The organism is Sphingomonas sp. PWP1-2, assembly GCF_049898305.1.
GTDB classification, from domain to species: Bacteria; Pseudomonadota; Alphaproteobacteria; order Sphingomonadales; family Sphingomonadaceae; genus Sphingomonas; species Sphingomonas glacialis.
Genome location: NZ_JAFCXM010000001.1, coordinates 1 through 20,457 on the forward strand (window position 1 = coordinate 1; position 20,457 = coordinate 20,457).

General features: G+C 66.1%; 17 protein-coding genes and 2 tRNA genes. 8 read left to right on the forward strand and 11 right to left on the reverse strand.

All coding sequences use genetic code 11. From position 1 onward, the window contains the following. Window positions 1-15: 15 nt before the first annotated feature. The 5 genes from ACP7C5_RS00005 to ACP7C5_RS00025 all read left to right on the forward strand — a co-directional run bounded on the left by ACP7C5_RS00005 (window position 16) and on the right by ACP7C5_RS00025 (window position 5,468). Window positions 16-92, forward strand: a tRNA-Met gene (locus ACP7C5_RS00005). A gap of 206 nt (window positions 93-298) precedes the next feature. Then, the gene (locus ACP7C5_RS00010) at window positions 299-1,198 is read left to right on the forward strand and encodes a hydrogen peroxide-inducible genes activator (RefSeq protein ID WP_426262756.1); all 900 of its coding nucleotides are present in this window, start codon (window positions 299-301) and stop codon (window positions 1,196-1,198) included. 88 nt (window positions 1,199-1,286) lie between these two features. Next, complete coding sequence (locus tag ACP7C5_RS00015; protein ID WP_426262757.1) at window positions 1,287-2,972, forward strand: ABC transporter transmembrane domain-containing protein; 1,686 nt, start codon at window positions 1,287-1,289, stop codon at window positions 2,970-2,972. Further along, entirely contained in the window at window positions 2,962-4,053 is a 1,092-nt protein-coding gene (locus tag ACP7C5_RS00020) for an efflux RND transporter periplasmic adaptor subunit (protein ID WP_426262758.1), read from the forward strand. Before ACP7C5_RS00015 ends, ACP7C5_RS00020 begins: the two co-directional genes overlap by 11 nt. Beyond that, the gene (locus ACP7C5_RS00025; protein ID WP_426262759.1) at window positions 4,050-5,468 is read left to right on the forward strand and encodes a TolC family protein; all 1,419 of its coding nucleotides are present in this window, start codon (window positions 4,050-4,052) and stop codon (window positions 5,466-5,468) included. Before ACP7C5_RS00020 ends, ACP7C5_RS00025 begins: the two co-directional genes overlap by 4 nt. 128 nt (window positions 5,469-5,596) lie before the next feature. Here ACP7C5_RS00025 and ACP7C5_RS00030 read toward each other — a convergent pair whose 3' ends face one another. Beyond that, window positions 5,597-7,318 (reverse strand): hypothetical protein, encoded by a 1,722-nt coding sequence (locus ACP7C5_RS00030; RefSeq protein ID WP_426262760.1) that lies wholly within the window; start codon window positions 7,316-7,318, stop codon window positions 5,597-5,599. 201 nt (window positions 7,319-7,519) lie between these two features. Between ACP7C5_RS00030 and ACP7C5_RS00035 the strand changes: the two genes are divergently transcribed. Continuing rightward, the gene (locus ACP7C5_RS00035) at window positions 7,520-8,788 is read left to right on the forward strand and encodes a glycosyltransferase family 2 protein (protein ID WP_426262761.1); all 1,269 of its coding nucleotides are present in this window, start codon (window positions 7,520-7,522) and stop codon (window positions 8,786-8,788) included. A gap of 49 nt (window positions 8,789-8,837) precedes the next feature. Here ACP7C5_RS00035 and ACP7C5_RS00040 read toward each other — a convergent pair whose 3' ends face one another. The 9 genes from ACP7C5_RS00040 to ACP7C5_RS00080 all read right to left on the reverse strand — a co-directional run bounded on the left by ACP7C5_RS00040 (window position 8,838) and on the right by ACP7C5_RS00080 (window position 15,993). Then, window positions 8,838-9,740, reverse strand: a complete 903-nt coding sequence (locus tag ACP7C5_RS00040) for an NAD-dependent epimerase/dehydratase family protein (protein ID WP_426262762.1) — start codon at window positions 9,738-9,740, stop codon at window positions 8,838-8,840. Then, entirely contained in the window at window positions 9,740-10,963 is a 1,224-nt protein-coding gene (locus tag ACP7C5_RS00045; RefSeq protein WP_426262763.1) for a class I SAM-dependent methyltransferase, read from the reverse strand. Before ACP7C5_RS00045 ends, ACP7C5_RS00040 begins: the two co-directional genes overlap by 1 nt. Beyond that, window positions 10,960-11,520 carry a dTDP-4-dehydrorhamnose 3,5-epimerase family protein gene (locus tag ACP7C5_RS00050; protein ID WP_426262764.1) on the reverse strand — a complete coding sequence of 187 codons (561 nt, stop codon included), beginning with the start codon at window positions 11,518-11,520 and terminating at the stop codon, window positions 10,960-10,962. Before ACP7C5_RS00050 ends, ACP7C5_RS00045 begins: the two co-directional genes overlap by 4 nt. Next, window positions 11,517-12,611 (reverse strand): CDP-glucose 4,6-dehydratase, encoded by a 1,095-nt coding sequence (gene rfbG / locus ACP7C5_RS00055; protein WP_426262765.1) that lies wholly within the window; start codon window positions 12,609-12,611, stop codon window positions 11,517-11,519. Before rfbG ends, ACP7C5_RS00050 begins: the two co-directional genes overlap by 4 nt. Then, complete coding sequence (rfbF, locus tag ACP7C5_RS00060; RefSeq protein ID WP_426262766.1) at window positions 12,575-13,345, reverse strand: glucose-1-phosphate cytidylyltransferase; 771 nt, start codon at window positions 13,343-13,345, stop codon at window positions 12,575-12,577. Before rfbF ends, rfbG begins: the two co-directional genes overlap by 37 nt. 75 nt (window positions 13,346-13,420) lie before the next feature. Continuing rightward, on the reverse strand, window positions 13,421-13,837 hold the full coding sequence (locus tag ACP7C5_RS00065) for a GtrA family protein (protein ID WP_426262767.1): 417 nt from the start codon (window positions 13,835-13,837) through the stop codon (window positions 13,421-13,423). After that, window positions 13,801-14,430 (reverse strand): class I SAM-dependent methyltransferase, encoded by a 630-nt coding sequence (locus ACP7C5_RS00070; RefSeq protein ID WP_426262768.1) that lies wholly within the window; start codon window positions 14,428-14,430, stop codon window positions 13,801-13,803. The genes ACP7C5_RS00065 and ACP7C5_RS00070 overlap by 37 nt, the downstream gene beginning before the upstream one ends. Before the next feature lie 2 nt (window positions 14,431-14,432). Beyond that, window positions 14,433-15,410 carry a glycosyltransferase gene (locus tag ACP7C5_RS00075; protein ID WP_426262769.1) on the reverse strand — a complete coding sequence of 326 codons (978 nt, stop codon included), beginning with the start codon at window positions 15,408-15,410 and terminating at the stop codon, window positions 14,433-14,435. A 508-nt stretch (window positions 15,411-15,918) separates the two neighbouring features. Continuing rightward, window positions 15,919-15,993: transfer RNA gene (locus ACP7C5_RS00080), tRNA-Thr, on the reverse strand. A gap of 81 nt (window positions 15,994-16,074) precedes the next feature. On the opposite strand from ACP7C5_RS00080, the gene ACP7C5_RS00085 reads away from it, so the two are divergent. Then, on the forward strand, window positions 16,075-16,200 hold the full coding sequence (locus ACP7C5_RS00085; RefSeq protein WP_268249518.1) for a hypothetical protein: 126 nt from the start codon (window positions 16,075-16,077) through the stop codon (window positions 16,198-16,200). Here the strand turns inward: ACP7C5_RS00085 and ACP7C5_RS00090 are convergent. Beyond that, the gene (locus ACP7C5_RS00090; protein ID WP_426262770.1) at window positions 16,190-17,983 is read right to left on the reverse strand and encodes an aminopeptidase P family protein; all 1,794 of its coding nucleotides are present in this window, start codon (window positions 17,981-17,983) and stop codon (window positions 16,190-16,192) included. The genes ACP7C5_RS00085 and ACP7C5_RS00090 overlap by 11 nt on opposite strands. A 366-nt stretch (window positions 17,984-18,349) precedes the next feature. Here ACP7C5_RS00090 and ACP7C5_RS00095 point away from each other — a divergent pair, with 366 nt between their 5' ends. Beyond that, entirely contained in the window at window positions 18,350-20,410 is a 2,061-nt protein-coding gene (locus ACP7C5_RS00095; RefSeq protein ID WP_426262771.1) for a S9 family peptidase, read from the forward strand. Window positions 20,411-20,457 lie beyond the last annotated feature (47 nt).

Here is a 20,457-nt window from a genome sequence, read left to right on the forward strand (position 1 = left end):
AGTCATCTACCCTGGCGCGGGGTGGAGCAGCCCGGTAGCTCGTCAGGCTCATAACCTGAAGGTCACAGGTTCAAATCCTGTCCCCGCAACCACACACCGACATACCAAACCGTCTCAGGGTACCCCGAGGCGGTTTTTTTGTGCCTGCTTTCCGTGGCTTGTCGCCAATTCGTCGCTGCTTGCTGCGCGCTATTCGGTGCCTTTTGATCCGGCAACCGGCATTCCCTGATGGGCGCGCGTCTGCGCAGTTCAACCATCAGGGGGTGCGCGCAGGCGGCCTAACGCGATAGCGTGGACCATGCCTTTTCCCAAAACCACGATTCGTCACCTCAGCTATTTCGTCGCGCTGGCCGAAGCGGGCAGCTTCACGCGAGCGGCCGAGCGGATGGGCGTTTCCCAGCCGTCGCTCTCGCAACAGATCCGCGCGCTCGAAACCATCATCGGGGCAGCGTTGTTCGAGCGGGGAGGTCCGGCAATCCTTACCCCGCTGGGACGCGACTTGCTCGACCGGGCACGGCGCATCCTGCTCGATGTTGTCGACCTCGAAGATTTCAGGGCAATTTCGGCCGATCCCTTGATCGGCACGATCCGGCTCGGTGTGTCACCGACGCTCGGCGCGTATCTTATGCCGGCGCTCGTCGCGCGGCTGCACCGCGAGCATCCCACGCTCCGTGTCCATGTCCGCGAGGGCCTGCCGACCGCACTCGCGACCGGACTTGCCACTGGCGTCCACGATTTGATCCTGGCGCAACTGCCTGTGACGGGCGGCGCGTTCCACAGCGAACGTCTCTTTCGCGAACCGCTGTACGTCGCGATGGCGTCCGATCATCCCCTCGTGGCGAAGACGATCATCGCACCATCCGATCTGCGCGGCACCAGCCTGTTGACGCTGCAACCCGAATATCGGCTGGCCGAACAGGTCGCGGCGATCGCGATCGATGTGGGCGCCAACGTATTACGGGACTACGAAGGGACAAGCCTCGATGCGATCCGCCAGATGGCGGGCATGGGCATGGGCCTTGCCTTGCTACCCGAACTCTACGTCCGGCAGGAAGTTCGCGAAGGCGACGACGTCGTCGTGCGGCCGATAAAGGGGAGCCGCTACTACAGAGATATCGGACTGCTGTGGCGACACGGTGCCGGGCGCGCACCGGCCTATGGCTTGATCGCCGGCTTGCTACGGGCTGTTTTCGCATAGGATATTCCTATTGATATCATAAGCCATGCTGCATTGTCCTAATGCCGCGAATGGGAGATACTCGGCTTCGATCATACGCGAGGGGCACATGGCGGGCGAACACATCGGATGGCGTTCAGCGCTCGGGTGGCTGGCAGAGATCGTCGGGCCCGACATGGCGTACGTCCGTCTCACGATGGTCTACGGCGTCGCGATCAGCCTGTTGTCGCTCGCCACGCCGATCTCGGTGCAGCTGCTGATCAACAGCGTCGCCTACACCGCGATGCCGGCACCGTTATGGACGCTGGCGGGGCTGTTGCTCGGGCTGCTGCTGGTGGTCGCGGGGCTCAGCGCCATGCGGTTCTGGATGATGGCGCTGTTCGAGCGTCGGCTGTTCGCGCGCATCGTCGCCGAGATCACCGTCCGCGCGGTCCATGCCCAGAACCCGTTCTTCGCCGACCAGAATCGCGGCGACCTGTTCAATCGCTATTTCGACCTCGTCATCGTGCAGAAAGCGGTGCCGAGCCTGGTCATCGGTGCGTTCACGATCATCCTGCAATCGGCGGTGGGCCTCATCGTCACCAGCTTCTACCATCCCTTCTTCCTCGCCTTCAACGCGATCCTCCTGCTCATCATTCTAGCGATCTGGCTGATCTGGTCGCGCGGCTCGATCCGTTCGGCGGTCGCGCTGAGCCACGCCAAGCACGACGCCGCGCGCTGGCTCGAAAGCGTCGGCGGGTCGAACGGCTTCTACAAGTCGAGCCGCCATTTCGATTTCGCGATGGACCGTTCGGAAGCCGTCACCGCCACCTATGTCGATCGCCATCGCCGCTATTTCCGTTACAGCTTCACGCAGACGGTCGCCTTCCTGCTCCTCTATGCCTTTGCCAGCGCGGCGCTGCTTGCGCTGGGTGGCACTCTCATTTTGAGCGGTGAGTTGTCGATCGGACAGCTGGTCGCGGCGGAGCTGATCCTAGGCGGCGTGTTCTACGGCGTGTCGCAGCTCGGCTGGTATCTCGACACGCTCTACGATCTGGTGGCGAGCGCGGAGGAATTGTCGCTGCTCTACGCGATACCGCAGGAGAGCGCGGTCGTCGCGGTGGGACAGTCGCCCGGCGACGGTGCGGTGCGGCTCGACCGCGTCGTGATCGAGGGCGCGCGCTTCGATTTCGAGCTCGCGGCGGGCGAACAGCTTGTTACGCGGGCCGACGGGGGTGCCGAACGGTTGTTGGCAATGGTTCTCAAACGCCATGTGATTCCCGAGCGCGGCCTGGTCACTGTCGGTGGTGCCGACATGGCGACGTTCGACATGTATCGGCTGCGATCCGAGGTCATGGTGCTCGACCGGCCGAGCATCGTCGAGGTCACGATCCGCGAGTATCTGACTCTCGCTGCGGCTGCGTCGACATCCACCGTCATGCTCGACGCGCTGGAGACGGTCGGCTTGCGCGACCGCATCGCCGGGCTGCCGCACGGGCTCGATACACCGCTGGCGGCATCGGGCTATCCGCTGTCGATCGGCGAGGTCATGGCGCTGAAGCTCGCCAATGCGCTGCTGGTGCGCCCGCACGTCCTGATGCTGGCGCAGCTCTACGATCTGATCCCGACGAGCCGCCTGGCCGAGGTGCTGCACCAGCTCAAGGCGGCGGGTACGACGGTCTTGCTCTGCACGGGGCGGCCCGAGGATATCGCGCTCGACGGCTGGTTCCATCTCGAACCCGATCGGCAGCGACGCTTCGACAATTGTGCAGCGCTGGTCGCCGCGACCCACCACGGAGCCGGCAATGCCGTATAAGCCCGATCGCCTCGCGCATTTCCAGACGCTTGCCGCAATGCGCGCGCCGCGGGTGGCGTCGGCCGTGGCGTGGATGCTCGTGCTGGGCATCGCGATCACCGCGGCGATCATGGCGCTGGTGCCCTGGGTGCAGACCGCCAACGGCACGGGGCAAGTCGTCGCGCTCGATCCCGGCGACCGGCAGCAACCGGTGACCGCGCTGGTTCCGGGCAAGGTCGAGCGCTGGTACGTCCAGGACGGCCAACACGTCGCGCGCGGGGATCCGATCGCACGCGTCGTCGATCTCGACCCAGACCTGCTCGCGCGCCTGGGGGCCGAACGCGCGCAGGTGCAGGCGGAGATCGCCGCGATCCAGCAAAGCCGCGCGGTCGCTGGAATCGATGTTGCGCGCACCGGGCAGCTGCTCGCCGAGGGGCTCGCCGCCCGCCGCGATTACGAGCAGACGCAGATCAAGGTCGCCGACGCCGGCGCCAAGCTCGCCGAAGCGCGCGCCAAACTCAACCGGATCGATATCCAGCTCAGGCGGCAGTCGGCGCAACTCGTCCGCGCGCCGCGCGACGGCCGCGTCCAGCAGCTCAACGCCGCGAGCGGCAGCGCGCTGGTATCGCCCGGCACGGTGCTGGCCGTGATCGCGCCCGAGCGCGTCGAGCGCGCGGTCGAGCTGTACGTCGATGGTCGCGACATGCCGCTGATCCGCCCCGGTCGTCCGGTGCGGCTCGAGTTCGAGGGTTGGCCCGCAATCCAGTTCAGTGGCTGGCCATCGGTCGCGCAAGGCATGTTCGACGGGCGCGTTCGCATGATCGATCCCAATGCCGCCCCCGACGGCGCCTTCCGCATCCTTGTCGAACCGCGACCCGGCAAACCGGCTTGGCCAACCGGCACCTTCGTCCGCCCAGGCGGAAAAGTGCGCGGTTGGGTGCAGGGCGAAACCGTCCTCGTCGGCTACGAAGTGTGGCGACAGCTCAACGACTTTCCGCTGGAATTCGGTCAGCGCGGCGCGGCGTCCAGCAAGGCGCAACCCAAGCCGCCCGCAAAGCCCAGCGTCGACGAAACGGGCAAGGACGCGGAGGCAAAGAAGTGACGCGTGTCATCGCCCTGCTGCGCATCGTCCCGCTGCTCCTCATGCTGTGTCCCGGCGTCGCATCGGCGCAGGGCGCGCCACTGACGCTCGACGAGGTGCTGCGCTCCTCCGCGCGGTCCGCGCCGCAGATCGTAGAGGCGCTGGCACGGGTGCGTCAGGCGGATGGGCGCGCGCTTTCCGCCGAGGGCGCGTTCGACACCGTGTTCGACGTGGATGCGCGGTCGCGCGTCGCGGGCTATTATGACGGCACCGTCGTTGAAGCGCGCGCGACACGACCGCTCACCGGCAATGGCGGTTACGTCTATGGCGGCTATCGCGCGTCGCGCGGCACTTTTCCTGTGTATGAGGACCAGGCCTATACCAACCGGCTCGGCGAGGCGAAGGTCGGCGCGCTGTTCGCGCTGCTGCGCGACCGCGTGATCGACGAGCGCCGCACCCGGCGGAGCATCGCCGGCACCGATATCGACGTCGCGCGGTTCGAGGCGGAGATGGTTGCGATCGGCGTGCAGCGCCGCGCAGTCGACGCCTATCAAGCCTGGGTCGCGGCCGGCTTGCGCATGCGCGCCTATCGCGACCTGCTGCACCTCGCGGAGCGGCGCCGCAGCGCTATCGGCCGGCTGGTGACGCTCGGCGCGCGCCCCGACATCCTGCTCGTCGAGAACGATCAGAATCTCGTGCGGCGACGAGCGCTAGCGGTTCGTGCGGAACAGGACGTTGCGGGCGCGGCCAATGCGCTGTCGCTCTATCTGCGCGACGAAGCGGGGGCGCCTGTGACGGTTTCGGAGGATCGCCTGCCGGAGGATGCCGGCGCGCTGGCCGCGCTTTCTATTGCCACGACCCAAGCGGGACCGGTCGAGAGGCCCGACTACCGCGCGGTGCTCGCGCGGATCGACCAGGCGACGTCGCGGCTGGCCCTGGCGGAAAACGACCTGTCGCCTCGGCTCGACCTGCGCGGCGAAGTCGGCAAGGATGTCGGGTCGGTCGGTCTCGGCGGCCCGAACAGGACGCCGCTTGAGGCGGCCGTCGGTTTCCGGTTCAGCGTGCCGCTGCAGAACCGCGCCGCCAAGGGCCGTGTCGCCGAAGCCCGCGCCGAGATCGAGGCGCTCGGCCAGCGCAGCCGCTTTCTCCGCGACCAGATTACCGTCGAGGTTCAGGGGATCGTCATCGCGGTCGGTGCCGCCGAGCGGCTGGCCGCGATTGCCGACGAGGAGCGTCAGCTAGCCGAACGCCTGGCGACGGCCGAGCGCCGTCGGTTCGAGCTTGGATCGGCCGATTTCTTCCTGGTCAACCAGCGCGAGGAAACCGCGACCGACGCACGCGTGCGCCTGGTCGACGCGCAGGCGCGGATCGCGTCTGCTCGCGCCGAATTGGCTGCGGCGACCGCCGATCGCGAAGCGTTGCAGCTCATCCGCTGATCGCACTTGCGCGCACAGCAATGTCGGGAAATCCTGTCGGACCTTCAAGGCCGATTGCCGCTGAAGTTTCCCTCTTGAAAGCGTCCGCGATGCGCGTGGGCTACCGATCTTCGCCCGGCCGGTCGAAGTTACGGTTTCAGGCACCCCTCGCTTCGAAAGAGATTTTGCAGTGCATCAAATCTCCGCTCGCTACCGATAACGTTGAGGCCGAAGCCGAGTTTGTGCATTTCGGGCCAGTCGACCACACTGACGGTACCACGGCGGCACAGCGCGAACGCCATTTCGCGGTTCAGGGCATGGCTGGCGAAGCGCAACGGGCGGTTGGTGAGATCCGGGTCCGTCCCGACTTGATCCACCGCGCTTATCGCCCAGCGCCCGTCGCTGGTTGATCTTGGCGGATCTGTATTAATCAAGACAAAGTCGCTTTGCTTCGTCGAGATGAAGCGATCGAGCCGCACTTGCGGCTCCGCAAACCACCGCGCATGGAGCATTAGGATCGGCATCGCCGGGACCAGCGTCAGCACGCTCAATAGGATGACCATACCGTCGGTCCGCTGCGGCGCTTTCAACGCCAGCTGCTGATAGCCCAGCCCCGCGAGCAGCGCGAAGCTGCCGAGATAGGGGTGCAGATAGCGATATCCCCAGCCGTGACCCTGGTACGGCAGGGTGAATCCTACGAACAACAGCCAGATCGCGATCCCGAGAAGCATCGGCGCGGCCAGTCCGCCACGTCGGGCGACGGGCACCGCCGCCACGATGAGCGGGAGCAGCGCCAGGTTCTGCCAGGCGACGAAGCGCAGCATGTTCAGCATCATCCATGACAACGTCAGCGGATCGCGAACCAGGAGCAGCGGTATGACCTTGTCGAGGAACCGGCTGCCACTCGGGTCCGGATGCGCGGATGCGCCAGTTTGCAACGCCGCAATCAACGGAAACCCGATCCACCACGCGGCAATCGCGCAATAGGCAGCGCAGTACAGCAGCGACAGCCGCCATCTGCCCAGCCGGAGGTGCCAGACAATGAACGGCGCGACAAAGAACAGGTGGAACACCAGTTGGTGGAGCCCGGTCGCGAGAAACCCGATCGCGATCGCGCCGGCATGACCCCAACGACCGCCGCGCAGAAACGCGGCCAGCCAGATCAGGTTCAAGGCCATGTGGCCCGTCATCGCATAAGTGGTCATCGCGTTGACGAGCATCTGGCTCGAGGTGAAATAGACGATCAGCGTGACCCAGATCGCTCGGTTATCTGCGCCGAACAGGCGCTTGGCGAGATCGAGCAGCGCCATTGCGCCGAACACCACCAATGCGGGGTTGTAGAACACCGGGTCGGCGATCTTGGAAAAGGCGAGACGCAACAGCGCGTTAACCGGCAAATAGCCGGACACCATTGCGGTCGGCGATTCCGCGTTCAGGAGGAATGCGGGCACCAGCGCACCGGCAAAAGGTCGCCACTGCGGGGCTAAGGGAGCTGCGAGCCGCCCCTTGTCATAGACCTGCATGTCAAAAACGACCATGCGCTCGTCGCCCGAGATCGGAAAATCAAAGAGCAGTGCGTAGGCGCCCCAGCCCAGCAACAGTGCGATGACGACGCTGGCGATCAGAACGACCCGCGCGCTCGGTGCTCGATCCGGCAGGCGCCATGCGGGGGCGAAACGCTGGAGGATGAAAAGCAGGACTGGCAGCGCGAGCAGGATGGCGATGTCCTGCGTCTGCACTTGGTACAGTGTGAAAAGATTGCCGGTCGTCGTCGCCGCACGCGCGACCAGCGGAAGCAGCATCAGCGCCGCGAGGTCCAGCGATCCAAGCGGTTTGGGCTGTCGCTTGGGCGCACCGATCATAGTCTGCATCGAAGTTCCTGACACGGTGGCGTGGCCGATCGACCAGGGAAAGCCAAACAACGCGTTCACCCTGTCCGAGCAGCGTTGGGTTAGTCAAATGTCGGGAGAAGCGATAGCGGCGACGTCGATTGCGGCTGGCCGTCCGACCATGCGGTAGCGGTTGATTAACCATTGTGCGCTAGCCCGAGATGAGCGCAGCGGAGGCCATGCATGTTCGTTCAACGGTTCGACAAGACGCTCCCGCCAGCCGCCATGCCGCTTGCGATCTCGATCGTGATGCCGTGCCTCAACGAAGCGATCAGCTTGCCGCACTGCATCGCCAATGCGCGCGATGCGTTGAACACGATCGAGCGCGAGTTCGGGATCAGCGGCGAGATCCTCATCGCCGACAACGGCTCTACCGACGGCAGCCAGGCGATCGCGGCCGCCTGCGGTGCGCGCGTCGTCGCGATTGCCGACCGTGGCTATGGTGCGGCGATCATCGGCGGCGGGCACGCCGCCTTCGGCGACTATCTCCTCATCGGCGATGCCGACGGCAGCTATGATTTTACCGATGGCGTCGCGATGATCGCGCGTCTCCTGGCGGGTGCCGACCTGTGCATGGGATCGCGCTTCGCCGGCGGCATCGCACCGGGCGCGATGCCCTGGAAGAACCGCTATATCGGCAACCCGCTGCTCACCGGCGTGCTCAACCTGCTGTTCCGCTCGGGCATCGAGGATGCGCATTGCGGGCTGCGCGCCATTCGCCGCGATGTGTTCGTTGCGCTGGGCCTGACCGGGGCGGGCATGGAATTCGCCAGCGAAATGGTCGTCAAAGCCAGCCTCAAGCGAATCCGTATCGAACAGACCCCCGCCACCCTGTCGGTCGATTTGCGTGACCGTGCGCCGCATCTGCGCCCGTGGCGCGACGGGTGGCGGCATCTGCGCTATTTGCTGATGCTCAGCCCGACATGGCTGTTCGGTATTCCGGCGCTCGCGGCGATGGGCGTCGCGACGGTCATCCTCGCCATAGCGCTCGCGCATATGCTGGGACTTCTCCCCGGGACGGGTGCGTTCGGCACGAGCTGGTCGCTCGTTGCCGGATTCCTGTTCTGCATCGGGCATCTTTCGGCCGTCATGGCCGCCGCGACGCATCTTCACAGCGTCAACGAGGGGTATCGGCGCATGCCGAAGATCGTGCGCCGCTATGCCCGGCTGCTGACATTGGAGACGATGCTGATCACCGGTGCTGCGCTGCTGCTCGTATCGGGGTGCGGGCTCGGCGCGGTCGCGTGGGAGTGGTCCAACGGCGACTTTGCCGCGCTGTCCACGCCGCTGCCGCTGATCCTCGCGTGCGTGCTGGGCGCGACCGGGCTGCAGACGATCATCGGCGGCTTCCTGCTGGCGATCATCGCCGGGCACGAAGCGCGCTTCGTCGCAACGGCGCGCCAGGACGCGCGTGTCGCAAGCGCCGTCCCGATCGACCGGATCGCTGCATGACGATCCCGATCGCGACGCTCGGCCTCGGCTGACGGCGGAAGCCGGCGCGTTAGTCAGAGGTCGGCGGCGAGATTCCAAAGCGGGCAACGGCGTCGGCCAAACCCGTCTCCAGCGTGAAACGGGGGCGATACGCGGTCTCGGCAAGCAAGCGGTCGATCGCGCCTTCGATCAGGGGCGGATCATCCGGACGAGTCGGGATCGCCCCATAGGCGACGCGATCGGCCGATCCGGCTGCCTGCGTCGCGATCTCGACGAAGCGTCGGACGGTAGTAGCCTCTCCACTTGCGACGTTGACTACGCCTTCGACCGGCGCGGCGAGGATCGCCACCAGCGCGGCCGCAACATCCTCGACGTGGATGAAATCGCGTCGCTGCGAACCCTCGGATACCTTGGCGACGTCGCCGCTGTGCGCCGCTTCGAGCAGGGAGCCGAGCAATCGCTCGGATCGCTCGCCGGGGCCATAGGGAAAGAAGATCCGCGCCCAGGCGAGCGAAAGACCAAGTCCGGGGGCCGCCTTTGCAAGGACCGCGTGGAGGCTCGCTTTCGCCGTGCCGTAGAGGGTCGCTGGCCGTATCGGCGAGGTGGCCTCTTCGAGGCGGCCCGACCCCGTCCAGTCATATTCCGCGCAGCTGCCCGCAACGACCGCGCGCCGGCCGCCGCCCGCGACAAAGGCGCGGACGAGGCCGATCGACGCCGCCACCCAATCGAGATTCTCGGAGGCCGCCCAGAAGCCGGGCCTCGCCTCCCAGGCGAGATGGAGCAGGTGGGTCGCGCCGATTGCCTCGATCATGCTGCGATCGACACCGGCCAACAGATCGGCCGGATGATCGATGACACCGGCATGATCGAGCGGCGATCGGCCCAGCGCGTGGACCTCGACACCCGCCCCCAGCAACATCGGCACCACCGCGCGGCCGATGAAGCCACTGGCGCCGGTGAGAAGTACCCGCATCAGATCAGCTGGAGACTGGGCACCGCAACCACGAAGCGGGCACCCCATCCCCGCGCATAGGCGAGTTGCGCAACGACCTCGTCGCGCAGGTTCCACGGCAGGATCAAGATGCGGTCGGGCCGGTCGGCACGCAGTCGATCCTCGGTGACGATCGGAATCCGGCTGCCGGGCATGTACGATCCCGCCTTCGCTGGATTGAGATCGACCACATAGGGAAGAAGATCGGGGCGGATACCGGCGAAGTTGAGCAAGGTGTTCCCCTTGGCGGCAGCGCCATAGGCGCCCACCTTCAACCCGTCGCGCCGCGCCGCCAGCAGGAACGAGAGCAAATCGTCCTTCACCGTTTCCGCGGAGCGTTGGAACGTCGCGTAAAAAGCGGGCGTCGTGATGCCGGCATCCTGCTCGGTCTGGAGCAGTGCCGTCACCGCCGGGGTGACGGCATGAGGCCCGCCCGCCTTCTGAGCAAAGACGCGCAGGCTGCCGCCATGCGTCGGAAGGCGCGCGACGTCGAACACCGAAAGGCCGTTCGCGGCAAAAATCCGCGTGACTGCCGTCAGCGAGAGATAGGAATAATGCTCGTGATACGCCGTATCGAACTGGTTGCGTGACACCATTTCCAGCAAATGCGGGAATTCGAAGGTGGCAACGCCGGTCGGCTTGAGCAACCGCGCGAAACCGCCGACGAAATCGTTGATATCGGGCACATGCGCCAGCACGTTGTTGGCGATGATCAGATCGGCATCGCGCCCTTCGGCGGCCAGTGTCTCGCCGAGCGTAACGCCGAAGAAGGCCTCGACAATTTCGATGCCCCGCGCACGCGCGGCGGCCGCGGTGCTGGCGGTCGGCTCGATGCCGTAGGTGGGGATGCCGGCGTCGCGGACATATTGCAGGAGATAGCCGTCATTGGCGGCGACCTCGACCACGCACGACGCCGCATCGAGGCCGAACCGTTCGGTCATGTCCGCCACATACCGCTTGGAGTGGTCGAGCCAGCTTTGCGAGAAGGAGCTGAAATAGGCATAGTCGGCGGTGAACAAGGCGTCGCGGCTGGTGAAATCGACGGTCTGGACCAACCAGCAGGTATGGCACACCAGCAGGCGCAGCGGGAACCACGTCTCGGGCGCGTCGAGCCGATCCGCGGCAAGATAGGCATTCGACGGCGGCGCACTGCCGAGGTCCAGGAAGGGCGCGTGCAAAGGCGCGGCGCAGTGGCGACATTTCACAGCATTACTTCCCGAAAATCGTCTGTCAGCATCGGCCGCGAGCGATCGCGATCAGACAGGATCGTGATCTCCCTGGGCCACGGTATCGCAAGGCGTGGGTCGAGCGGATGGAGGCCGTCTTCGGCTTCGGGGACATGGCTCGCCGAATGGAAATAGAGCAGATCGACACTGTCGGTCAGCGTTTGGAAGCCGTGCGCAAAGCCCGGCGGAATCAGCATCGCGGTATTATTGTCCGCCGACACCTCGGCCGAAACCGAGGTGAGAAAGGTGGGAGACTCGGGACGGATGTCGGTCGCCACGTCCCAGACGGCGCCGCGTAGACACACGACCAGCTTGGTCTCTGCATGCGGCGCGCGTTGGAAATGCATGCCGCGAACCGTGCCGGCATGCTCGGTGCGGCTGTGGTTCGCCTGGCGCATCGGCCCGCTCCAGCCGGCCGCGAGCAGATCATCGTCGCAGAAGAGGCGCGTGAAGGCGCCCCGCGGATCCCCCACCGGATGACGGACGACCAGGCGCGGCCCGCCAGGCATCAGCTCGGTGACGGTAAAACGGCTCATCGCGCTGCCCAGAATGCGGCACTGTCCGCTTCGCACAGCGCACGGGCGTCGGCGCCGTCGTGAAGATCGCGGTACCAGCCCATCGTGCGACGTACCGCCTCCTCCAATGTCCAGCGCGGCACGATGCCGAGCGCGGCGCGCGCTCGGGCGATCTCCAGACTCAGCCAGCCGGCTTCGTGCGGTCCCGGCTCGACCGCACCGAAGCGCGCTTCGCCGCGCCCATAGGCCGCACGGGCGAGATCAACCACCGTCCGCACCGACGCGGCGTCACCGGTCTCCGGTCCGAAATTATAGGCGCCGGCCAAGGCGGGTTGGTGCCACAACGCCTCTGCCAGCTGGAGATAGGCATGGACGGCCTCGAGGACGTGCTGCCACGGACGGACCGCGTCGGGGCGGCGCACGTCCAGCACGGCGCCTGCCTGCCAATGCCGCACCGCATCGGGCAGCAGTCGATCGTCCGACCAGTCCCCGCCGCCGATGACATTGCCCGCGCGTGCGGTTGCGACGGCGATGCCGGCGCCCGCCAGATAGCTGTCGCGATAGCTTGCGGTGACAATCTCGGCCGACGCCTTGCTCGCGCTATAGGGGTCGTGCCCGCCCAACGCGTCGGTCTCGCGATAGGGATAGGGATGCTCCAGGTTGCTGTACACCTTGTCGGTGGTGACGACGACGATCACCCGCAGGCCGGCGCTGTCGCGGCAAGCGTCGAGGAGGTGGGCGGTGCCCATCACGTTCGTGGCGAAGGTCGCGAGCGGATCGGCGTAGCTTGCGCGCACCAGCGGCTGGGCGGCCAGATGCAGGACGATTTCGGGGCGCGCGGCGCGCACCACGTCGGCAACGCCGGCGCGATCACGGACGTCGCATTCGCGATGCGTGAGGCCATCCGCGATGCGGGCCAGCGAGAACAGGTCGGGCGTCGTCGAGGGGGCCAGCGCGAGCCCCGTCACCTCGGCGCCAAGCTGGGCGAGCCGGATCGCGAGCCAACCGCCCTTGAAGCCGGTATGGCCGGTCAGCAGAACCCGCCGCCCCCGCCAGAAGGACGGGTCGGTCCCCATCACCATGTCCGCCACGACGCCCGGCCGCTGGCCCACATCTCTTCCAGCTGCTGCTTTTCGCGCATCGTATCCATCGGTTGCCAGAAGCCATCGTGCGCATAGGCCATCAACTCGCCCTTGGCGGCGAGCGTCTCGAGCGGGGCGGCCTCCCAGGTCGTCGCATCATCCGCGATTTCGGAGATGACGCTGGGGTTGAGCACGAAGAAGCCGCCGTTGATCATGCCCCCGTCGCCGCGCGGTTTTTCCGCAAAGCCCATGACCTGATCGCCGGTCGTCTCGAGCGCGCCGTATCGGCCCGCCGGCTTTACCGCCGTGATCGTCGCCGCCTTGCCATGCGCCTTGTGAAACGCGATCGAGGCGGTGATGTCGATATCGGCGACGCCATCGCCATAGGTGAAGCAGAACGCCGCCTCGTCGCGGACATGGTCTGCTACGCGGCGCAATCGCCCGCCGGTCATCGTCGCTTCGCCGGTATCGACCAGGGTTATCCGCCAGGGCTCGGCGCGGCGGTTGGAGTAGGTGGTTTCGTTGCGTGCCAGATCGATCGTGAGATCGGAGACATGCGACATGTAGTTCAGGAAATATTCCTTGATGATATAGCCCTTATAGCCGCAGCAGATCACGAAGTCGTTGATTCCGTGCGCGGAATAGATCTTCATGATGTGCCACAGGATCGGCTTGCCGCCAATCTCCACCATCGGTTTCGGGCGGAGATGGGTTTCTTCCGAGATGCGCGTCCCCAGACCGCCGGCGAGGATCACAGCCTTCATATCAAACTCCCCGCCCGATTTGGCGTTTCGATACAGGACGATGCCCTGCGATGCTACACCCCGACCGCCCGTCGGCTAGCGCCCCTGGAGGATCGCCCAGCGTGCCGACGTGAAATTCCACAGGAACAACAGAACCGTGGTGACCGGCGTCGCCACGATCACCGGAACGCGCAGCCCCGTGCAGAGCAGCACCATCAGCAGCGTCGAGCCCAGAAATCCCATGATCGCGGTAAGCATGAAACGCTGCAGCCGGATCCAGGAACGCGCTTGCTCGAAGGTAAACGCGCTGTGGATCAGGTAGCCGATCGGCGTCGTAACGCAGAAGGAGAGGATGAGCGCGACGGGATACGCGATCCCGCACTGCGTGGCGCTGATCACGATGACATTGTGCACCAGCGCGCAAAAGGCTCCGCCTGCCAGATAGCGGAGCGGTTGCCACCGGATCGTCTGCCAGATCACGCGCGGGCCAGCATCGCGAAATTGTTGCGCCACGGCCGCACGCGCGCCTCCGCCACGATCGGTGGGCGGCCGAAGGCTTCGGCGAGCATCGCGTCAGCGTCGGGCTTGGAGAGATAGTGGACATGGTCGCCCGTCAGCCATCGATCTCCGGCGTGGCAAAGCCAGTGGATCGGGGTAGGCGTCCGCTCCCAATCCTTGAAAACAAGCGCTCCGTCGGGCGCAACAGTCCGCCGCACTGCCGCTAGCAGTTCGCGGCGGATCGCTGTCGGAACATGATGGATCACGTCGGACAGGATGACGAGATCGAACTGTCCGGGCTGCTCGAGCGCGACCGCCTGGACGGTCTTCTCCTCGAACGAAACGCGCTCGCGGCATCCGCGAAACAAACGTCCGGCATTGGGCGTCACGTCGATCGCCATGATCTCCGCGTCGGGGTACAGCTGTACCAACCGTTCGGTAACCGCACCTTCGCCGCATCCCACTTCGAGAATCCTGCGCGCCTGCGGCACCCATGCGCCGATTTGACGACAATAGGCGTCGATATCGATGAACACCGATCGATAGAGGGCGGCGACGAGATGTTCGTGCCGACCGAACATGCGGCGCACGGTGGGCCCGATCGGCATCGTCACAGCACTCCTGCGGATTTGGCGCGCAGGCGCGGCAGCACGCGCTCGATGATGCGCGATCGATGAATATAGCGTCCGGCCCCGACGGGCCCGAGCCGAAGCACCGACAGCAGCGCTGCGCCAAGCGCGCGCAACTGGCCGTTCGCCGCGTCGGCGAGCGCCGAATTGACGGCGATCGAGGCATTGGCGAGCCGGCGTACCTGTGCGCGACGGCCTTGCGGAACAGCGGCGATGTGACGCTCGACGACGATGCGGTGCTGCGCCTTGAAATTGCTCGCCGCGCGGCTGCCGGTCGTGGTGGCGGACGACCCGTGAATGCGAAAGGCGGCGGTGACGGTGTCGTGATAGAGGACCTCGCCATGCAGCGCGAGCTTGATCCACAGATCCCAGTCGCCGGTGTACCACAGATCGAGATCGAGGCCGCCGCAAGCGAGCCAGGCGTCGCGGCGGATGACGGGGCTCACCACCGCGACGAAATTCTGGACGAGCAGCTTTTCGAGCAGCGCGCTCCGCTCGACCGGCGCTTCGCCGTCAGCCAGCGGACACCGCCAGATACCGCGAACCTTGTCGTCCTTGTCGATGATCGCGGTCGGCGCGAGGTGCAGCGCCGCGTCCGGCCGTCCCGTGATCCAGCGCCGCACTGCCGCGGCCCGGCCTGGCAGCCACAGATCGTCCTGGCATAGCCAGGTGACATGCCGGGCGCTGGCATGGCGGACACCGAGATTGGTTTTGGGCGAGCAGCCGTCGATGCCGTCGGGGTCGACGAACCGGAAGTTCACCCGGTCCGCGAAACGGCGGATGATGGCCATCGATCCGTCATCGGGGCTGCTGTCGATGACCACAACCTCGATGCCGGGATCGGAATCGGCGGCGATCGACGACAGCGTCCGTTCCAGCCATTCCTCGCCACGATAGACGGGCAGAATGACCGAGAGCCAAGGCCGCGGGACGGCGTGCTTAGCCGGGGATGCTTGCATAAGACTGAGAGCTGTATGCATTTTCGCGTCGTCCCGAATTGTGCATGCCATTTCTAAGGATTGTTAGTTAACGAAACCTCTAGGACCGATGCCCCGTCCAGCGCCGGCGGCGATGGCCGTCGCTGTACCGAGTTTCCGGCGGTCGGATGATCGTCGCTACGACGCCGACGGGTTTAGGGTGCGGGGCCGATTATCGTGAGGCGGCGTCGGGTGGAATAATCCATCAAGAACAGCGACGCCCGGTCGGCGGTGGCGAGGTACGCTGTCGAAAGGAATGGGTGGTTGCCCCGACAGTCGGCAAAACCGATGCGCTTGGCGATCGACGCGGCTTCTCCGCCGCAACGCGGGCGTCGTTCTGCCCGTCATCGCCCGTGGCGTAGCGGCACTGAAACGAGTTTTCGGTGTGACCGTATTCCATACGAGCGGCGCCGCCGACCGACGAGGGCGCTGCGGCCGCCTTGCCCGAAGGCAAATTGTCAGACCCAACGTAGGAATGTACTTTAAAAACTGGTGCTGCCGGTGAGGATTGAACTCACGACCTCAGCCTTACCAAGGATGCGCTCTACCACTGAGCTACGGCAGCATGTCCGCAAAGCACCTTACGGCGTCTGCGGAAGCGGCCTAAGAGCGGTTGGCGCGGGGATTGTCAAGGAGCGTTTCACCGGTGAGCACAAAAGAAGACGAGAAAGCGGCGCGGCTGGCCGCGGCGCTGCGCGAGAACCTCAAGCGCCGCAAGGGGCGCGAGCGGGCGCTCGACGCTGCGCCGCGCGACGACGATGTCACGCGATAGGCGCGCATTTCGCCGCGAGCCAGGCACGCTCGTCGGCATCGAGATGATCGCCGATCACCGCGACGACGCGGGCATGGTATGAATCGAGCCAAGCGCGTTCGGCAGCGCTCAGCATCTCGGTGACGATCAGCGAGCGTTCGATCGGACAAAAAGTGAGCGTCTCGAACCCGAGCATCGTCGCGCCCTCGGCAAAGTCGCGCTCCTCGACCAGGATCAGATTCTCGATCCGGATCCCGTATTCGCCCGCCTTGTAATAGCCGGGCTCGTTCGAGAGGATCATGCCGGCACGCAGCGGCTCGGCCGGGCCGCCGCCGGGATAGGTCGGCGGCGCGATCCGCTGCGGCCCTTCATGCACCGAGAGATAGGCGCCGACGCCGTGGCCCGTGCCGTGCGCATAATCGAGCCCCACCGCCCAGAGCGGCCGCCGCGCGAACGGATCGAGCTGCCCGCCGGTCGTGCCGTGCGGGAAGACTGCGGTCGCCAGCGCGATATGGCCCTGCAGCACGCGTGTGAAGCGATCGCACATTTCGGGGGTCGGCTCGCCGATCGGCAGGACACGCGTCAGGTCGGTCGTGCCGTCGGCATATTGCCCGCCCGAATCGACGAGATAGAGCTGCCCCAGTTCGAGCGGCGCGTTCGATTCGGGCGTCGAGTGATAGTGCGGGCTCGCGCCATGCGCGCCCGTTGCCGAGATCGTGTCGAACGAGGTGTCGAGCAGCACGCCCGTCGCCTCGCGGAACGTCTGCAGCTTCGCCACGCACGCCAGTTCGTCGAGCCCGCCCTTGGGCGCCTCGGCCTCGACCCAGCGGAGGAATTTCGCAAGCGCGGCACCATCGCGCGCCGAGGCGGCACGGTGGCCATCGATCTCGACGGGGTTCTTGACCGCCTTGGCGAGCACGACGGGGTCGCGCAGCGCGAGCACCGTGGCACCGCCCTGATCGAGCCGGTCGAAGATCGCGGCGACCGCGCGCTCGGGATCGGCAGCGATGCGCTTGCCGGCGTAGCGGCCGAGCGCGTCGGCAAAGGCGCTGCGCGGGTGGAGGCGGATCGCATTGCCGAGATGCTGGCGCACCGCGTCGCTGACCTTTTCCGGCGCAACGAACAGGTCGGCGGTGCCGTCGGCATCGACGATCGCGTAGGCCAGCGCGACGGGCGTGTGCGCGACGTCCTTGCCGCGCACGTTGAGCGCCCAGGCGATCGAATCGAGCGCGGTCAGCACGACGGCGTCGGCCTTGGTCGCGGCGAGCCAGTCGGCGATCTGCGCACGCTTGGCGGCCGAGCCGACGCCGGCGCGCGCTTCGTCCTGGACGACGAGCGGCGCGTCCGAGGCGAGGGGGCGGTCGCTCCAGACGGCATCGATCGGATTGGCCTCGACCGCGACGAGTTCGGCACTGCGCGCGGCGAGCGCGGCGCGCGTGTCGTCGACCCAGCCGCGGGTGTGGAGCCAGGGATCATAGCCGATCCGCCCGCCGGCCGGCGCATGCTCGCCGAGCCAGGCCGCGATGCTCGTCGCGGGCACGGCGACATAGGCCCAGTCGTCGGCCGCAACCTGTTCGCGGACTTGCAGCGTATAGCGGCCGTCGGTGAAGATCGCGGCACTCTCGGTCAGCACGACCGCGCTCCCGGCGGACCCCTGGAACCCCGTCAGCCACGCGAGGCGCTGCGCATAGGCACCGACATATTCGCTCATATGCTCATCGGTCAGCGGGACGACGAACCCGTCGAGACGGTCGTGTGCCAGCTGGGCGCGAAGGGCGGCGAGGCGGGTGGAATGGATCGACATGCGTTTTCTCGTGGTTGCAGGAAGCGGGGAGGGCGATGCAGTTGCGAGGGAGCCTATCCTGACGGATCAGGCGGGACGAGGCGCAACCTTGCCAGATCGCGCCCGGTCGCGACAGGGCCGACGGTATCCATACCGGCGGGCGCGCCCGGTTCGCCGGCGGTCGCGCTATACTCGGGATGTGGGTTGCTGCTGGAGGTCTCGTCCCGACGCTGGCGATGCGCGCCGAGAAGAGCGCGCAGCGCGACGCAAGCGGATGTCGGAGTGGCGGTCACTGCGGTCGGGCAGGTCGACGGCGCGCTGCCTGAGCCGGGTCGCCCAAGCGCACGCATCTCGACTTGTCCCGCCGGGAGCGGGTAGGGCTTGGGGATGACAGACCTTACCCCGCCCGTCGCGCAGACTCGCGCCCACAGCTTCACCGCACACGGCGTGACCATCGAAGACCCGTACGCGTGGCTGAAGGACCCCAACTATCCCGAGGTCGACGATACGGACGTGCTCGCCTATCTCGCGGCCGAGAACGCCTATTTCGAAGCCGTGATGGCGCCGCACAAGGGGCTGATCGACCGGCTCTACGCCGAGATGAAGGCGCGCATCAAGGAAGACGATTCGTCGGTGCCGCAGAAGGATGGCGACTGGCTGTACTGGACTTCGTTCGAGACCGGCGGCGAGTATCGCAAATGGTGGCGCAAGCCCGTCGGCGGGGGCGAGCCCGACCTGATCCTCGACGAAGTCGCGCTGGCTGAGGGCAAGGAATATTTCCGTTTGGGCGCTTTCTCGGTGTCGAACGACGGACGGCTGCTCGCGTATGCGATCGACGACAATGGCTCGGAGCGGTTCGAGGTGCGCGTCAAGGATCTGACCACGGGCGAGCATTTGCCCGACGTCATTCCGGGGATGCTGTCGGAGATCGTCTGGACCGCCGACGACAAGGGCTTCCTCTACGGCCTCGCCAACGAGCAGTGGCGCACCGACAATGCCAGGCTGCACTGGCTCGGCACGCCGGTCGCCGATGATGTCGAACTGTTCAAGGAAGCCGATGAAGGCTTCCGCGTCGGCGTCAGCGAGACGAGCGACCGAAAGTGGATCGTGCTGTCGAGCGGCGACCATGTGACGAGCGAGATCTACCTGCTCCCGGCGACCGACCCGCTCGCCACGCCGCTGTGCGTCGCGCCGCGCAAGGTGGGGCGCGAGTACGATGTCGACATGCACGGCGACACGCTGTTCATCCACACCAACGACACCGACCCCAATTTCCGGCTGTGCACCGCGCATATCTCGGCGCCGGGCGAGTGGGTCGAGAAGATCGGCCCGTCGCGGCATTTCTACATGACCGGGATCGACTGCTTCCGCGATTTCTTCATCGTCGACGGGCGCGAGGACGGGTTGGATCAGATCGAGATCCACCGCTACGACGAAGGCATCGCACCACAGCGGATCGTGTTCCCCGAGGCGAGCTATGACGCGGGCCTCGGCAACAATCCCGAATATGCGATGGATGTGCTGCGCGTCGGCTATGAATCGATGGTCACACCGGGCACCGAATATGATTACGACGTCGCCACCGGCACGCTGACCACGCTCAAGGTGCAGGAAATCCCGTCGGGCTATGACGCCGACAAATATCGCACCGAGCGGCTCAAGATCGCCGCGCGCGATGGCACCGCGGTGCCGGTGTCGATCGTCTATCCCAAGGATTTCCCGCGCGACGGCAGCCGGCCGATCTATCTCTATGCGTATGGCGCGTACGGCTATGCGATCCCGCCGGGCTTCTCGACCGGGCGGCTGTCGCTGCTCGATCGCGGCTTTGCCTATGCCATCGCGCATATCCGCGGCGGCGACGATCTCGGCCAGCAATGGTATCTCGACGGCAAGCTCGAGAAGCGCGCCAACACTTTCAACGATTTCGTCGACGTCGCGAAGGGGTTGATCGCGGGCGGCTGGACCTCGGCCGGCAAGATCGCGATCGCGGGGCGTTCGGCCGGTGGCGAGTTGATGGGGGCAGTGGTCAATTCCGATCCCGACCTGTGGGGCGCGGTTATCGCCGACGTGCCGTTCGTCGACGTGCTCAACACGATGCTCGATGCCGAACTGCCGCTGACGCCGGGCGAGTGGCCCGAATGGGGCAACCCGATCGAGGATAAGGCGGCGTTCGAGCTGATCCGCGGGTACTCGCCGTATGACCAAGTGAAGGCGCAGGCCTATCCGCCGATGTTCATCAGCGGCGGGCTCAATGATCCGCGCGTAACCTATTGGGAGCCCGCGAAATGGGCGGCGAAGCTGCGCAGCGTCAAGACCGACAGCAATGTGCTGCTGCTCAAGACCAATATGGGCGCGGGGCATGGCGGCAAGTCGGGGCGCTTCGAAAGTCTGCGCGAGGCGGCCGAGGAGCATGCCTTCGTGCTGTGGCAATTGGGCGTCGAGGCCTAGCTGCGATGGCGGTGGAGCCCTTCCTCCGTCACCCCCGCGAAAGCGGG

Bases quoted from the DNA above. Each gene is read 5' to 3' on its own strand.
- ACP7C5_RS00035 (WP_426262761.1), top strand. From the start codon at position 7,520: ATGTTCGTTCAACGGTTCGACAAGACGCTCCCGCCAGCCGCCATGCCG.
- ACP7C5_RS00095 (WP_426262771.1), top strand. From the start codon at position 18,350: ATGACAGACCTTACCCCGCCCGTCGCGCAGACTCGCGCCCACAGCTTC.
- ACP7C5_RS00090 (WP_426262770.1), bottom strand. From the start codon at position 17,983: ATGTCGATCCATTCCACCCGCCTCGCCGCCCTTCGCGCCCAGCTGGCA.
- ACP7C5_RS00050 (WP_426262764.1), bottom strand. From the start codon at position 11,520: ATGAGCCGTTTTACCGTCACCGAGCTGATGCCTGGCGGGCCGCGCCTG.
- ACP7C5_RS00075 (WP_426262769.1), bottom strand. From the start codon at position 15,410: ATGCAAGCATCCCCGGCTAAGCACGCCGTCCCGCGGCCTTGGCTCTCG.
- rfbF (WP_426262766.1), bottom strand. From the start codon at position 13,345: ATGAAGGCTGTGATCCTCGCCGGCGGTCTGGGGACGCGCATCTCGGAA.
- ACP7C5_RS00070 (WP_426262768.1), bottom strand. From the start codon at position 14,430: ATGCCGATCGGGCCCACCGTGCGCCGCATGTTCGGTCGGCACGAACAT.
- ACP7C5_RS00030 (WP_426262760.1), bottom strand. From the start codon at position 7,318: ATGCAGACTATGATCGGTGCGCCCAAGCGACAGCCCAAACCGCTTGGA.
- ACP7C5_RS00040 (WP_426262762.1), bottom strand. From the start codon at position 9,740: ATGCGGGTACTTCTCACCGGCGCCAGTGGCTTCATCGGCCGCGCGGTG.
- ACP7C5_RS00015 (WP_426262757.1), top strand. From the start codon at position 1,287: ATGGCGGGCGAACACATCGGATGGCGTTCAGCGCTCGGGTGGCTGGCA.
- ACP7C5_RS00010 (WP_426262756.1), top strand. From the start codon at position 299: ATGCCTTTTCCCAAAACCACGATTCGTCACCTCAGCTATTTCGTCGCG.
- ACP7C5_RS00020 (WP_426262758.1), top strand. From the start codon at position 2,962: ATGCCGTATAAGCCCGATCGCCTCGCGCATTTCCAGACGCTTGCCGCA.